Consider the following 14,922-nt stretch of genomic DNA (forward strand, 5'->3'; position numbering starts at 1 on the left):
TCACCACGGGCTCACACGGACACCGCGAGCCGGTAGCCCCGCTTGACGACCGTCTGCACGATCCGGGTGCCGAGGGCGGCCCGCAGCCGGGCGACGGCCATCTCGACGGCGTGCTCCGAGCCGGCGGTGCCCGACGGCAGGGCGGCGAGCAGCTCGCGCCGCGAGACGACGTGCCCGGGGTTGACCACCAGCGCCTGGAGCAGCGCGAACGGCGCGGGCGAGAGCCGCACCGGCGCGCCGTCGAGCAGCACCTCGTCGCCGTGCAGCAGCAGCGTGTGGCCGGCGACCTCGATGCTGACGCCGGCACTGCGGGAGGGCAGCTCGGTCTCGAGCTGCTTGACCATCGCGACGAGCCGGTTCCGCTCGGGGTGGATGGTCGGCACGCCCCACAGCTCGAACGCGGCGGCGGTGACCGGCCCGACGCAGGACGCGACGACGTCGGCCTGGAACGCCGCGACCAGGTCGTCACGCCTCCCGGTGGGCCCGGCGGCGTCCATGAGCGCGGCGACCGCGGGCGCGGAGGTGAAGGTCACCGCGTCGAGCGCGCGGTCGGCGACCAGGTCGATCAACCGGAAGAGCGGGTCCAGGTCCTCGGCGGACTCCACGCGGTAGACCGTCACCACGGTCACGTCGGCCCCCTGGCGGCGCAGCGCGTGCGCGACCATCGAGAGCGACTGGCCGTGCTCCTGCACGACGATCCGCAGCCCCTCGAGCGAGCGGCCGCGCAGGTGCTCGAGCACGTCCTCGAAGCACTCCGACTCCGGCGCCCACAGCTCGCGCAGGCCGCGTCGCCGCAGCGCGCCGACCGACTTCGGTCCGCGCGCGAGAATCTCCGCCCTCTCGAGGGCGGCGACCAGCGCGTCGCCCAGGCCCCACCCGTCGGCGGCCTCGAACCACGTCCGCATCCCGATCCCGGTCGTCGCCAGGAACATGTCGACCGGACGCGCCAGCACCTCCTCGGTCGCGGCACGCAGCGAGGCGTCGTCGACCTGGTTGGGCTCGAGCGAGAGCGCGGGCGCCCACACGACCTCGGCCCCGCGACGCTCGAGCAGGGAGATCTGCTCGTCGACCTTGCGCGCGGCAGTGACACCGACACGGTAGCCGCGCAGCGGGAGCGGCTCGGTCACGGTCCCTCCCCGGGGCTCTCCCTGGCCGGTCCCACGAGGACCGTCCCGTCGCGGACGGCGACGTCGTACGTCGGTACCCGGACCGCCGCGTCGTCGAGGCACTGCCCGGTGCGCAGGTCGAAGCCCTGCTTGTGCATCGGGGAGGCGACGAACGGGACGTCCCCGCGCGTGCCGACGATGCCGCGGGCCAGCACCGAGGCCCGCGAGAAGGGATCGTAGTTGCCCAGGGCGAAGACCTCGTCGTCGTGCGTCCGGAACACCGCGACCGCGCGCCCGTCGACCAGCGCGCACACCCCGGCCTCGCGGGGGATCCGCTCGAGCCGGCAGACCAGCGTGTGCGCCGCCACGTCGGCCGCCGCCGCCTGGCCGCTCACCGGGGCGCCCCGACCGGGATGGCCGAGCCGAGGACGACCGGGCCGCCGGGCTCGGCCGGCACCTGCTGGTCGCGCTCGACCCGGAACCCGATGTGCGGGTCGGGCACGTCCGGGGCGTTGACGAAGGACACGAACCGCGCGAGCTTCTCGGGGTCCTCCAACGTGTCGCGCCACTCGTCGCGGTAGCCCGCGACGTGCCGCGCCATCGCCGCCTCCAGCTCCGCGCCGAGGCCGAGCGCGTCGTCGACGACCACCTCGCGGACCCGGTCGAGCCCGCCGTCGAGGGAGTCGATCCACGGCGCGGTCCGCTGCAACCGGTCGGCGGTGCGGATGTAGTAGAGGAGGAACCGGTCGAGGTAGCGCACCAGCGTCTCGTCGTCGAGGTCGCCGGCGAGCAGCCGCGCGTGGGCGGGGGTGGCGCCGCCGTTGCCGCCGACGTAGAGGTTCCAGCCCTTCTCGGTGGCGATGATCCCGAAGTCCTTGGCCCGCGCCTCGGCGCACTCCCGCGCGCAGCCGCTGACGCCGCCCTTGAGCTTGTGCGGCGACCGCAGCCCGCGGTAGCGCAGCTCCAGGTCGATCGCCATCCGGACCGAGTCCTGCACGCCGTACCGGCACCAGGTCGACCCGACGCACGACTTCACCGTGCGCAGCGACTTGCCGTAGGCGTGGCCGGACTCGAAGCCGGCGTCCACCAGCCGGCGCCAGATGTCGGGCAGCTGCTCCAGCCGGGCACCGAAGAGGTCGATCCGCTGCCCGCCGGTGATCTTGGTGTAGAGCCCGAAGTCGCGGGCGACCTCGCCGATGACGATGAGCCCGTCCGGAGTGATCTCGCCGCCCGGGACGCGGGGGACGACGGAGTAGGTGCCGTCGCGCTGGATGTTGGCGAGGTAGGCGTCGTTGGTGTCCTGGAGCACCGCCCGTCCCTCGCCGAGCACGTGCCGGCCGAGCTGCGAGGCCAGCACCGACGCGACGGTCGGCTTGCAGACGTCGCAGCCGCGGCCGGTGCCGTGCGCGGCGACGACCTCGTCGAACGACGTGTGCCCGTGGACGGCGACCGCGTCGAAGAGCTCCTGCCGGGTCATCGCGAAGTGCTCGCACAGGCTGCGGTCGACGGTGCGGCCCTGGGACGCGTAGTAGTCCTCGACCACCTTCTTGACCAACGGCTTGCACGAGCCGCAGGTCGCGCCGGCCCGGGTGGTGCCGTCGCAGGCGGCGGCCGCGACGATGTCGGCCTTGCTGACGTCGTTGCAGGAGCAGACCTGCGCCTCGTCGGGCAGCACGACCTCCGCCCCACCGCCGCGGGCCGCCGGGAGGATCAGCTCCTCGGGGTTGTCGGGAAGCTCGATGCCGGAGCTGACCATCGGGCGGAGCACGCCGTACGCCGACGCGTCGCCGACCAGGATCCCGCCGAGCAGGCGGCGACCGTCCTCGGAGACCACGAGCTTCTTGTAGAGCCCGGCCACGGCGTCGGCCAGCACCAGCTCCAGCGCGCCGTCCGTCGTCGCGAACGCGTCCCCGAAGGACGCCACGTCCACGCCCATCAGCTTCAGCTTGGTCGACATGTCGGCGCCCGTGAACGCCCCGGCGCCGCCGAGCAGCGCGTCGACGACCACCTCGGCCATGGCGTAGCCGGGGGCGACCAAGCCGTACATCCGCCCGCCCGGCGCCGCGCACTCCCCCACAGCCCACACGTGCGGGTCGGAGGTGCGGCACTGCTCGTCGACCAGCACGCCGCCGCGCTCGGCCACGTCGAGCCCGGCCGCCCGGGCCAGCGCGTCCCGGGGCCGGATGCCGGCGGAGAAGACGACGACGTCGGCCTCGACGGTCTCCTCGCCGAGGTCCAGGCCGGCAGCCCGGCCGTCCCGCTCGACGACGGCCTCGGTCGCCACACCGGTGTGCAGCCGCAGCCCCAGCGCCTCGACGTGGCGGGCCAGCGTCGCGCCACCGGCGTCGTCGACCTGCACCGGCATCAGCCGCGGTGCCATCTCGACGACGTGGGTCTCCAGCCCGAGCCCGTGCAGCGCGTTGGCCGCCTCCAGGCCGAGCAGCCCGCCGCCGACGACCGCGCCGGTCCGAGCGCCGGCCGCGGCCTCGCGGATCGCCTCGAGGTCCTCGATCGTCCGGTAGACGAAGCAGCCGGGCAGGTCGTGCCCTGGGACCGGCGGCACGAACGGCGCCGCCCCCGTGGCGAGCACCAGCTCGTCGTACGCGAGCTCGCCGCCGTCGGAGAGGCGCAGGGTTCGAGCGGCCGGGTCGACCTCCTCGACGGTGGTGCCGAGCAGCAGCCGCACCCGCGGGTCGTCGTACTCGCCATCGGGCAGGAAGGACAGCGCCTCGGCGCCGACGTCGAAGAACGAGGTGAGCGCAACCCGGTCGTAGGCCGGCCGTGGCTCCTCGCCGACCACGACGACGTCGTGGGTCTCGGTCAGGCCGCGCTCGATCGCGGCCTGGACGAAGCGGTGGCCGACCATGCCGTGGCCGACGACCACGAGGGTCCTGCGCAGGTGGGGGCTCATCGGGGGGTTCCTTCCAGCTGGGTGGTGCGGGTGCGGAGCAGCTGCCGGACCGCGTCGGAGCAGCCGCCGCAGCCGGTGGTGGCCCGGGTGGTGGCCCGGACCTCGTCGAGGGACGCGCAGGCGCGGACCGCGCCGGCGCTGACGCCGGCGCAGGAGCACACCTCGGCGTCGTCGGGGAGCACGGCCGGCTCGGCCGCGGTGACGCGGTCGGGCATGAGCAGGTGGCCGGGCTCGGTCGGGCCGAGCACGGTGCCGCGGTCGTAGTGCTGGGTGATCAGGCCGATCCGGGAGAGGTCGCCGACGAGGGTCCCGGCGACGATCCGGCCGCCGCGGACCACGAGGCGCCGGTGCGAGCCGACGACCGGGTTGGTCACCTCGACGACCTCGCCCTCGGCGGTGGTCGGGTCGCCGAGCACGGCGACGTCGAGGTCGGTGGCGCGCAGGCGGGCGACGACGCGCGACCCGTCGTACGTCGCGTCCTCGCCGCGCAGGTGCCGGGCCAGCACGCCGGCCTGCTCCCACGCCGGCGGCACGAACCCGGTCGTCCGGTCGCCGCGCTGGGCGCAGTCACCGATCGCGGAGACCCGCTCGTCGCTGGTGCGCAGGTGCTCGTCGACGACGACCCCGCGGCGCACCTCGAGGCCGGCCCGGCGGGCGAGCGACGTCGACGGTCGACCGCCGGCGGTCAGCACGACCAGGTCGGTCTCGAGCGTGTGCCCGTTGTCGAGCCTCAGGCGACAGGTGGGACCCTCGTCGACGAGCCGGACCGCCCGTGCCCCGGTGTAGACGTTCGTCCCGAGCCGGCGCAGCCCGCGCGCAAGCACGGACCCGGCGGCCGGGCCGACCTGGCTGCGCAGCAGGTGCTCGCCGCCCTCGACCACCTCGGTGGCCAGGCCGCGGACGGCCAGCGCGCGAGCGACCTGCAGGCCGAGCAGGCCGCCGCCGACCACGACCGCGCGGCGGGCGCCGGGCACGGCGGCATCGAGCCGGCGGCAGTCCTCGAGGCTGCGGAAGGCGTGCACCCGCTCGTCGAGCCGGCCGTCGACGCGGACGAGCCCGCGGATCGGCGGCAGCGTCGGGATGCTGCCGGTCGCCAGCACGAGTCGGTCGTAGGGCACCCGGCTGCGGTCCGCGAGCTCCACCTCGCGCTCGGCCCGGTGCACGTCCACCACGCGGGTGCCGAGCCGCAGGTCGACCCCGTCGGGCAGTCGCATCGCGAGTGCCGCCGGGTCGTGGGTGCCCTCCAGCACGGCGGAGAGCAGGATCCGGTTGTACGGCGCGTGCGGCTCGTCACCGAGCAGCACCACCTCGTGCCGTCCGCCGGCCACGAGCAGCTCGGCCAGCCGCACCGCCGCCATCCCGGCGCCGACGACGACCACCCGCTCCCGCGTCCCCGGCCCGGTCATGCGCGCACCGCGCACGAGCAGGCCTTGAACTCCGGCATCCGCGAGGAAGGGTCGAGCGCGTCGTTGGTCAGCCGGTTCGCGCCGACCCAGTGGAACGGCACGAACACCGTGTCGGGCCGGATGGTCGTCACCACGCGGGCGGGCGCCTTCAGCTCGCCGCGCCGCGTCGTCACCACCACCGGCTCCCCGTCGCGCGCGCCGATCCGCTCGGCAAGCAGCGGGTGCAGCTCCACGAACGGGCCGTCGTCGGGCAGGTCGCGGACGCGGCGGGTCTGGGCGCCGGACTGGTACTGCGCGAGCACCCGCCCCGTCGTCAGATGCAGGGGGTACGCCGCGTCCGGCTGCTCCGCGGCGCCGACGTGGTCGACCGCGACGAACCGCGCGCGGCCGTCCGGCGTGGCGAAGGCGTCCGCGAACAGCCGGGGCGTCCCCGGGTGGTCCGTGTCCGGGCAGGGCCAGAACACCCCGTGCCCGGCGCGGATCCGGTCGTAGGTGATGCCCGCGTAGTCGGCCCGTCCGCCCGCCGAGGCTCGCCCCAGCTCGGCGAAGACCTCCGCCGGGTCGGTCGAGAACGGCACCGGCGAGCCGAGCCGCTCCGACAGCCCGGCCATCACCTCGAGGTCGCTGCGGACCCCCTCGGGCGGGGCGACGGCCTGCTCGCGCAGCACCACCCGCCCCTCGAGGTTGGTCATCGTGCCGGTCTCCTCGGCCCACTGCGTCACCGGCAGCACGACGTCGGCCAGCGCGGCGGTCTCCGACATGACGATGTCGGCGACGACGAGCAGGTCGAGCGCGGCGAGCCGCTCGGTGACGTGGGTGGCGTTCGGCGCGGAGACCACGAGGTTGCTGCCCAGCACGAGCAGCGCCCGGGCGCCGTCGTCGGTCCCGAGCGTGTCGAGCAGCTCGTACGCCGACCGGCCGGGGCCCGGCAGGGAGTCCGGGTCCACGCCCCAGACGCCGGCCACGTGCGCCCGCGCCGCCGGGTCGTCGATCATCCGGTAGCCGGGCAGCTGGTCGGCCTTCTGGCCGTGCTCGCGGCCGCCCTGCCCGTTGCCCTGGCCGGTGAGGCAGCCGTAGCCGGCGCCGACCTTGCCGGGCATCCCGAGCGCGAGCGCCACGTCGATCCACGCCAGCACCGTCGCGGTGCCCTGGCTGTGCTGCTCGGCCCCGCGGGCGGTCAGCACCATCACCCGCTCGGAACCGGCGAGCAGGTCGGCCAGCTCCCTCAGCTGTGCGGCCGGCACCCCGCTGACCCGCTCGACCCGCTCCGGCCACCACGCGGCCACCGACCGGCGGACCGCGTCGTAGCCGGTGGTGCGCGTGGCGACGTACTCCTCGTCGACGGCGCCGGCCGCGTCGAGCAGGTGCAGCAGCCCGAGCGCGATCGGCAGGTCCGTTCCCGGGACCGGCTGGACGAACACGTCGGCGCGGTCCGCGGTCGGCGTCCGCCGCGGGTCGACGACGACCACCCGGCCGCCGCGCTCGCGGAGCCGGTCGAGGTGGCGCGCGGCCGGAGGCATGGTCTCGGCCAGGTTCGAGCCGACCAGCACGACCACGTCGGCCTGCTCGACGTCGGCCAGCGGGAACGGCAGCCCGCGGTCGATGCCGAACGCCTGGTTGCCGGCCGAGGCGGCCGAGCTCATGCACCAGCGGCCGTTGTAGTCGACCTGGCTGGTGCGCAGCGCGACGCGGGCCAGCTTGCCGAGCTGGTAGGCCTTCTCGTTGGTCAGCCCGCCGCCGCCGAACACGGCGACCGCGTCCCTGCCGTGGGCCTCCTGCACGGCGCGGAGTCCTCCGGCGACCAGGTCGAGCGCCTCGTCCCAGCCAGCCGCGCGCAGCGCGCCGGTCGCGCGGTCGCGGACCAGCGGCGTGGTGAGCCGCTCGCGGTGGCCGTGCAGGCCGGTCGCGGTCCAGCCCTTGCGGCACAGCGCCCCCTCGTTGGCGGGGAACTCCGGCCACGGCTGCACCTCCAGCGCGCGACCGACCCGCTCCAGGGTCATGCCGCACTGGAGGCTGCAGTAGGGGCAGTGCGTGCGGGTGCCGGCCACCGAGGTCGGGGACACTCAGATCCCCGCCCGCGCCAGGCTGCCCGCACCGGTCCTGCGGCGGAGGAACACGGCGTACACGACGGCGGCGCAGACGACGTAGAACGCGGTGAAGACCGTGAACGCGCCCTTGGTGGCCGACATCGGGTCTGCGACCCACGGCGAGCTGAACGCGAGCGGGACGAGGAAGCCGCCGACCGCGCCGACCGACCCGATGACGCCGATCGCGGCCGAGGCCTGCTTGGTCGCGGTGTCGAGCGCGGCAGCCCGCTGCGGCGTGCCGGGGGTGGTGGTCCGCTCGGCCTCGGTGCGCCAGATGGCGGGGATCATCTTGTACGTCGACCCGTTGCCGATGCCGGTCGCCGCGAAGACACAGAGGAAGAAGCCGAGGAACCAGGGGAACCACGAGCGGTTGTCGGTGGCGATCGCCGGGTCCTGGGCCGGGTTCGGCGTGAGCTGGGTGAGCGTCCACAGCACCGCGAGCGTGGAGACGATCATCGCGGCGAAGGCGCCGAGGGTGACCTTCGCGCCGCCCACCCGGTCGGCCAGCCAGCCGCCGAGCGGCCGGGTCGCGGAGCCGACGAGCGCGCCGAGGAAGGCGTAGTAGGCGAAGTAGATGCCGGTGCCGAGCGGGGCCGGGTCGGGCACCCAGAAGTTGAGCTTGATGAGCAGCGGCATCGCCGCGGAGTAGCCGATGAACGAGCCGAACGTCCCGATGTAGAGGAACGCCATCACCCAGGTCTGGCGGTGCCGCACCACCCGCAGCTGCTCGCGCGGCCGGGAGACGGCGGTGCCGAGGTTGTCCATCCAGCGCCAGGCGGCGAACGTCGCGACGACCGCCAGCCCCGCGTAGACCCAGGCCGCCCGCTCGAGGTGGACCCCGCCGTCGGAGGCCTGCACGAGCCCGAAGATGCCCGCGCCGCCGACGATGACCGGCAGCAGGAGCTGGATCAGCGCGACGCCGAGGTTGCCACCGGCCGCGTTGAGGCCGAGGGCGGCGCCCTTCTTCGCGGCGGGGTAGAAGAAGTTGATGTTCGCCATCGACGAGGCGAAGTTGCCGCCGCCGAGACCGGCCGTCGCGGCGATCAGGCAGAAGACCCAGTACGGCGTCGCCGGCTGCTGCACGGCGTACGCGAACAGCAGCGTGGGCACCAGCAGCAGCGCCGCGCTCGCCATCGTCCAGTTGCGGCCGCCGAAGCGCGGCACCGCGAACGTGTAGGGCAGCCGCAGCAGCGAGCCGACCAGGTTCGGCAGCGCCACCAGCAGGAACAGCTGCTGCGCGCTGAAGTCGAAGCCCATCGACACCAGGAACGCCGAGCTGACGCTCCAGATCAGCCAGACCGAGAACCCCAGGTGCTCGGCGAAGATCGACCACACCAAGTTGCGGCGGGCCACCGCGCGGCCGGTCGTCTCCCAGAACCCCGGGTCCTCGGGCCGCCAGTCGTCGACCCACCGGCCGGTACGCCGGGTGGGTGCTGCGGCCGCCGGCGCGGCCGCCACGGGCGGGGGTGCGGTCGTCGTCATGCCACCGACCCTCGGCGGCCGACGTTTCCCTCACGGCGAGCCCCGGGATCGCCGAGGTCAACTTGTCCTCACGACCTCACGGCCCTCACCACCTCACCGCGTGTCCACAGGCCCGCGCCGGCCGGGGGCGTAGTCCGTGACGTTTCGCAGGCCGGTCGGCCACCAGCGCCTGCCGAACGTCACGGACTACCCCGGCACCAGTCCCGGGACCAGCCGAGGCACGACCGTTCGTCGCGCCGGAACGACCGCTCACCGACGAGCGCTCGCCGCTCGGCGACGTGCCCGCGCGCGGCCCTGCCGGCGTGCCCGCGCGCACTCCTACGGTGACGCCGATCACACCGTCGACCACACGAAGCCCACGGAAGGGGTCACCGGTGACCACACCGCCACCCGACGTGCCGGAGCAGGCGAGCCGCCACGACCCGGTCTACGACCAGCTGTCCGCCGCACCCGAGTTCCACGAGCTGCGCAAGCGCTACCGGGGCTTCGTGCTCCCGGCGACCGCCGCGTTCCTCGTCTGGTACCTGCTGTACGTCCTGATGTCGAACTACGCCGGCGACTTCATGAACACCAAGGTCATCGGCAACATCAACGTCGCCCTGGTCTTCGGGCTGCTGCAGTTCGTGACGACGTTCGGCCTGGCTTTCCTCTACGCCCGCTACTCCGAGAGCAAGCTCGACCCGCTGGCCCGCCAGCTCAACGACGAGTACGTCAAGCAGCACGGCACCCACTCGCCGCGCCGCCACCACGAGGGAGGGTCCGCCTGATGGACGACCAGGTGCTCACCACGATCCTGTTCCTCGCCGTCGTCGCGCTGACGGTCGGCATCACCTTCTGGGCCAGCCGGCAGACGTCGGGCACGAACGACTTCTACGCAGGCGGCCGCTCGTTCAGCCCGGTGCAGAACGGCCTGGCCATCGGCGGCGACTACATGTCCGCGGCGTCGTTCCTCGGCATCTCGGGCGCGATCGCGCTGTCGGGCTACGACGGCTTCCTCTACTCGATCGGCTTCCTGGTCGCCTGGCTGGTCGCGCTGCTGCTGGTGGCGGAGATGCTGCGCAACTCCGGCCGCTACACGATGGCCGACCAGCTGGCGTTCCGCATGCGCCAGCGCCCGGTGCGCATGGCGGCGGCGACCTCGACCGTCGTGGTGTCGATCTTCTACCTGCTCGCGCAGATGGTCGGCGCGGGCGCGCTGGTCGCGCTGCTGCTCGGCGTCGACGACCAGGCGGTCAAGAACATCGTCATCTTCGGCGTCGGCGCGCTGATGATCTTCTACGTCACCGTCGGCGGCATGAAGGGCACCACCTGGGTGCAGATCGTCAAGGCGATCCTGCTGATGACCGGCTCGGCGCTCATCGTCGTGCTGGTGCTCGCGAAGTTCGACTTCAACCTCTCCGAGCTCCTGGGCGCCGCCGCCAGCAGCTCCGGCCAGGGCTCGGCGTTCCTCGAGCCGGGCCTGAAGTACGGCGTGAGCGCCACCAGCAAGATCGACTTCATCAGCCTGGGCCTCGCGCTGGTCCTCGGCACCGCCGGCCTGCCGCACATCCTGATCCGCTTCTACACCGTCCCGACCTCCCGCGACGCGCGGAAGTCGGTCCTGTGGGCGATCGGGCTGATCGGCGTGTTCTACCTGTTCACGCTGGTGCTCGGCTTCGGCGCGGCGGCGCTCCTGGACATCCCGGGCCTGCGGGAGTCCGGCGAGCTGGACGCCTCCGGCAACCTGGCCGCTCCGCTGCTCGCCGAGTCCGTCGGTGGCGGCGCCGGGTCCACGGGCGGCGCGATCCTGCTGGCGCTGATCGCGGCGGTCGCGTTCGCGACGATCCTCGCGGTCGTGGCGGGCCTGACCCTGACCTCGTCGGCGTCGGTGGCACACGACATCTACAACTCGGTCATGAAGAACGGCACCGCGACCGAGGAGCAGGAGATCAAGGTGACCCGCTTCGCGGCCGCCGGCATCGGCCTGGTCTCGATCCTGCTGGCGATCCCGGCGCAGAGCCTCAACATCGCCTTCCTCGTGGCGCTGGCCTTCGCGGTCGCCGCCTCGGCGAACCTGCCGACGATCATCTACAACATGTTCTGGCGCCGGTTCAACACCCGCGGCGCGCTGTGGAGCATCTACGGCGGCCTCATCTCCGCCGTGGGCCTGGTGATCTTCTCGCCGGTCGTCTCGGGCAAGGGCGAGGACCCGACCGGCAAGAACCTGTCGCTGCTGCCGACCAGCATCGACATCTCGTGGTTCCCGCTGGAGAACCCGGGCATCGTCTCGATCCCGCTCGGCTTCTTCTTCGGCTGGCTCGGCACCGTCACCAGCCGCGAGCCGGCTGCGGAGGACCGCTACACCGAGCTCGAGGTCCGCGCGCTCACCGGCGCCGGCGCCGAGCAGGCCGTGCAGCACTGACCCCGGCCAGCGGCTGAGCCAGCCACTGAGCCAGCCACTGGGGCCACCCCCGGGTCGTGTGCCCCAGGACGCGCAGCGCCGCGTGCTGGGGCACACGACCTTCACTACTGTGGCGGGGGCCACCCCCGCCGGACGACCAGGAGCTTGAAGATGAGCGAAGAGACCCTGTCCAACCTCCTCAAGGAGGACCGTCGGTTCGAGCCGCCCGCCGAGCTCGCCGCGAACGCCAACCTCACCGAGGAGGCCTACGCCCGGGCCGCCGAGGACCGGGAGGGCTTCTGGGCCGAGCAGGCCGAGCGGCTGACGTGGACCAAGAAGTGGGACCAGGTGCTCGACTGGAGCAATCCCCCGTTCGCGAAGTGGTACGTCGGCGGCGAGCTCAACGCGGCGTACAACTGCGTGGACCGGCACGTCGAGGCCGGCAACGGCGACAAGGTCGCGATCCACTGGGTCGGTGAGCCGGTCGACGACAAGCGCTCCATCACCTACGCCGAGCTGCAGGCCGAGGTCAGCCAGGCCGCGAACGCGCTGACCGACCTCGGTGTCGGCGCCGGCGACCGGGTCGCGATCTACATGCCGATGATCCCCGAGGCGATCGTCACGATGCTCGCCTGCGCGCGGATCGGTGCCCCGCACACGGTCGTCTTCGGCGGCTTCTCCTCCGACGCGCTCGCCTCCCGGGTCGTCGACTGCCAGGCGAAGGTCGTGGTGACCGCCGACGGCGGCTACCGCCGCGGCGCTCCCTCGGCGTTGAAGCCCGCGGTCGACGAGGCCCGCGCCAAGGCCGCCGAGCGCGACGGGCACACCGTCGAGAAGGTGCTCGTCGTCAAGCGCACCGGCCAGGAGGTCGACTGGGACGACTCCGTCGACGTCTGGTGGCACGACACCGTGGCCGAGGCCCCGACCGAGCACCAGTGGCAGGCGTTCGACTCCGAGCACCCGCTCTACGTCATGTACACCTCCGGCACCACCGGCAAGCCCAAGGGCATCCTGCACACCACCGGCGGCTACCTCACCGGCTGCGCCTACACCCACTGGGCGGTCTTCGACCTCAAGCCCGAGACCGACGTCTACTGGTGCACCGCCGACATCGGCTGGGTGACCGGCCACTCCTACATCGTCTACGGCCCGCTCGCGAACGGCGCCACGCAGGTGCTCTACGAGGGCACGCCCGACTCCCCGGAGAAGGGCCGCTGGTGGCAGGTCATCGAGGAGTACGGCGTCACGATCTTCTACACCGCGCCCACCGCGATCCGCTCGTTCATGAAGCAGGGCCGCGAGATCCCCGACGCCCGTGACCTGTCGTCGCTGCGCGTGCTGGGGTCGGTCGGTGAGCCGATCAACCCGGAGGCCTACGTCTGGTACCGCCAGGTCATCGGCGGCGACCGCACCCCGGTCGTCGACACCTGGTGGCAGACCGAGACCGGCGCGATCATGATCAGCCCGCTGCCCGGCGTCACCGCGGGCAAGCCCGGCTCGGCGATGATCCCGATCCCCGGCGTCGCCGCCGACGTCGTCACCGAGGAGGGCGAGTCGGTCCCGAACGGTTCCGGCGGCTACCTCGTGCTCACCGAGCCGTGGCCCTCGATGCTCCGCACGATCTGGGGCGACGACCAGCGGTTCAAGGACACCTACTGGTCGCGCTACGCCGACCAGGGCTGGTACTTCGCCGGCGACGGCGCCAAGAAGGACACCGACGGCGACCTGTGGGTCCTCGGCCGCGTCGACGACGTCATGAACGTCTCCGGCCACCGGCTCTCCACCACCGAGATCGAGTCCGCGCTCGTCTCCCACCCGAAGGTCGCCGAGGCCGCGGTCGTGGGCGCCAAGGACGAGGACACCGGCCAGGCGGTCTGCGCCTTCGTCATCCTCCGCGACGAGGCCGGCGACGGCGGCGAGGACATCGTCGAGGAGCTGCGCAACCACGTGCGCAAGGAGATCGGCGCGATCGCCAAGCCGCGCCAGGTGATGGTCGTCCCCGAGCTGCCCAAGACCCGCTCGGGCAAGATCATGCGGCGTCTGCTCCGCGACGTGGCCGAGCACCGGGAGGTCGGCGACGTCACCACGCTCGCCGACTCCACCGTCATGGACCTGATCTCCGGCAAGCTCACGTCCGGCAAGGGCGGCGACGACTGACGGTCGCCCGCTCGCGCTCGCCCTCGTCCGAGGACCGGTCGGCGGGGTAGTAACGGTCAGGAACGTCCGTGACTACCCCGCCGACGGTCATTTTCGTCCGTTACTACCCCGACTCCCCCGACCGGCCACCGCGGCGCCGCAGCCTGCGCGCGACCCCGGTGGGTACGGCGTACCGGCTCACCGCAGCGCGGCGACGACCTTCGGCAGCCCCCACCGCAGCGGCGCGTCGAACCACGGCCAGTTGTGGACGCCGCCCTGGCGGATCCACGCGGAGTACGGCACGCCGGCCCGGGTGAGGGCGCCGAGGAACGAGCGGTGGCCGGTCCACATCAGCTGCTCGGTGTAGCCCGTGTGCAGCGGGTCGGTCGTCTCGCTGGCGGTGCTCATCGAGCCGGTGCCGGCCGCGACGAAGAGCTCGACACCCTTGAGCCTCGGCGCGAGCGAGACCGGGTTGTGCGCGTCCCAGGTGGCCCGCTCGAGCACCGGGTTGCCCCAGACGCGGAGCAGGTTCGGCGGGCTGACGCCGATCGCCTTGGCGATCTCCGGCGGCAGGACGTTGGCGACCATCAGGTTGGTGTCGACGGCGCCGGACAGCGTGAACGCCGCCTGGTAGAGGCCGGGGTGCCGCGCCGGGTAGATGAGTGCACCGAGGCCGCCCATCGAGGCGCCGACAGCGGCGCGCTTGCCGGTCGTGCGGAACTTCCGGTCCACCCAGCGGGTGAGGACCTCGGTGTGGAAGGTCTCCCACTGCCAGGAGCCGTCCTTCCAGTCGCTGAACATCCCGGCCTCGTCGCCGATGCCGCCCTCGGGCATCACGAAGATCGCCTTGAGCGGCTTGGTGACGGCGGTGAGCTCGGTGCCGACGCTCCAGCGGATGTACGGGCTGCGGGCGCCGTTGAAGAGGTAGACGACCGGGTAGCGCTTCTTCCTGTTCTTCTTGGCCTGGTAGCCGGTCGGGAAGAGGACGCGCACCATATTGCTGGTGACCCTCACGTCCGAGGGGACCGGCACTCGGAAGTCGCGGCAGCGCGACGGCGGGCAGGCCCGCGGACCGTCTGCGCCCGGCGACTCGTCGGCGGGCTGGTAGCTCGTCGGCATCGAGGGCACGAGCATCAGGTCGAGGAAGGACTGCCACGACGACCCCGACGTGCCGGTCTGGGTCGTCGTCTTCTCGACATGGACGTCGTCCCCGGTGTCGGCCGCCGCGGAGGTGCCGCCGCCGGCGGCCACCAGCGCGGCCAGCGCGAGCACGACGGAGCCGACCAGAGCGGCGAGGGTGCGGCGCGGGGGCCGGGGTCGAGCGTTCGCGACGGGATTCACGACTGGGGCAACGACGGCGGGGGCACCGAGGTCACGGACCGCCCTCTAGGCTGGAGCCGGTGCGCCGGGAAGT

At 73.2% G+C, this 14,922-nt stretch carries 10 protein-coding genes; 3 read left to right on the forward strand and 7 right to left on the reverse strand.

What is annotated here, in order from left to right; genetic code table 11:
* Positions 1 to 11: 11 nt before the first annotated feature.
* Genes G6553_RS06345 through G6553_RS06370 form a run of 6 tightly spaced genes read right to left on the reverse strand, consistent with a single transcriptional unit; the run spans position 12 to position 8,992 of the window.
* Positions 12 to 1,127: a uroporphyrinogen-III synthase gene (locus G6553_RS06345; RefSeq protein WP_166190227.1), complete on the reverse strand. Its 1,116-nt coding sequence runs from the start codon at positions 1,125 to 1,127 to the stop codon at positions 12 to 14.
* The gene (gene nirD / locus G6553_RS06350) at positions 1,124 to 1,501 is read right to left on the reverse strand and encodes a nitrite reductase small subunit NirD (protein WP_347565541.1); all 378 of its coding nucleotides are present in this window, start codon (positions 1,499 to 1,501) and stop codon (positions 1,124 to 1,126) included. Before nirD ends, G6553_RS06345 begins: the two co-directional genes overlap by 4 nt.
* Entirely contained in the window at positions 1,498 to 4,017 is a 2,520-nt protein-coding gene (nirB, locus tag G6553_RS06355) for a nitrite reductase large subunit NirB (protein ID WP_166190229.1), read from the reverse strand. The genes nirD and nirB overlap by 4 nt, the downstream gene beginning before the upstream one ends.
* The gene (locus G6553_RS06360; protein WP_166190231.1) at positions 4,014 to 5,423 is read right to left on the reverse strand and encodes an FAD-dependent oxidoreductase; all 1,410 of its coding nucleotides are present in this window, start codon (positions 5,421 to 5,423) and stop codon (positions 4,014 to 4,016) included. Before G6553_RS06360 ends, nirB begins: the two co-directional genes overlap by 4 nt.
* Positions 5,420 to 7,486 (reverse strand): molybdopterin oxidoreductase family protein, encoded by a 2,067-nt coding sequence (locus G6553_RS06365; protein WP_347565542.1) that lies wholly within the window; start codon positions 7,484 to 7,486, stop codon positions 5,420 to 5,422. Before G6553_RS06365 ends, G6553_RS06360 begins: the two co-directional genes overlap by 4 nt.
* Complete coding sequence (locus G6553_RS06370) at positions 7,487 to 8,992, reverse strand: MFS transporter (RefSeq protein ID WP_166190232.1); 1,506 nt, start codon at positions 8,990 to 8,992, stop codon at positions 7,487 to 7,489.
* 374 nt (positions 8,993 to 9,366) lie between these two features.
* On the opposite strand from G6553_RS06370, the gene G6553_RS06375 reads away from it, so the two are divergent.
* From G6553_RS06375 to acs, 3 genes are all read left to right on the forward strand, one after another.
* Positions 9,367 to 9,759, forward strand: coding sequence for a DUF485 domain-containing protein (locus G6553_RS06375; RefSeq protein WP_166190234.1), 393 nt, complete (start codon positions 9,367 to 9,369; stop codon positions 9,757 to 9,759).
* The gene (locus G6553_RS06380; RefSeq protein WP_166190236.1) at positions 9,759 to 11,393 is read left to right on the forward strand and encodes a cation acetate symporter; all 1,635 of its coding nucleotides are present in this window, start codon (positions 9,759 to 9,761) and stop codon (positions 11,391 to 11,393) included. The genes G6553_RS06375 and G6553_RS06380 overlap by 1 nt, the downstream gene beginning before the upstream one ends.
* A 150-nt stretch (positions 11,394 to 11,543) precedes the next feature.
* Complete coding sequence (gene acs, locus G6553_RS06385; RefSeq protein WP_166190237.1) at positions 11,544 to 13,529, forward strand: acetate--CoA ligase; 1,986 nt, start codon at positions 11,544 to 11,546, stop codon at positions 13,527 to 13,529.
* 177 nt (positions 13,530 to 13,706) lie between these two features.
* On the opposite strand, the gene G6553_RS06390 is transcribed toward acs, so the two are convergent.
* Positions 13,707 to 14,849, reverse strand: a complete 1,143-nt coding sequence (locus tag G6553_RS06390) for an alpha/beta hydrolase-fold protein (RefSeq protein WP_166190239.1) — start codon at positions 14,847 to 14,849, stop codon at positions 13,707 to 13,709.
* Between the last annotated feature and the right edge of the window lie 73 nt (positions 14,850 to 14,922).

The organism is Nocardioides sp. IC4_145 (assembly GCF_011250565.1).
GTDB lineage: Bacteria > Actinomycetota > Actinomycetes > Propionibacteriales > Nocardioidaceae > Nocardioides.

What these genes read in the sequence shown, in the direction of transcription:
- nirB (WP_166190229.1), bottom strand. Translation starts at nt 4,017, where the DNA reads ATGAGCCCCCACCTGCGCAGGACCCTCGTGGTCGTCGGCCACGGCATG.
- G6553_RS06360 (WP_166190231.1), bottom strand. Translation starts at nt 5,423, where the DNA reads ATGACCGGGCCGGGGACGCGGGAGCGGGTGGTCGTCGTCGGCGCCGGG.
- G6553_RS06370 (WP_166190232.1), bottom strand. Translation starts at nt 8,992, where the DNA reads ATGACGACGACCGCACCCCCGCCCGTGGCGGCCGCGCCGGCGGCCGCA.
- G6553_RS06380 (WP_166190236.1), top strand. Translation starts at nt 9,759, where the DNA reads ATGGACGACCAGGTGCTCACCACGATCCTGTTCCTCGCCGTCGTCGCG.
- acs (WP_166190237.1), top strand. Translation starts at nt 11,544, where the DNA reads ATGAGCGAAGAGACCCTGTCCAACCTCCTCAAGGAGGACCGTCGGTTC.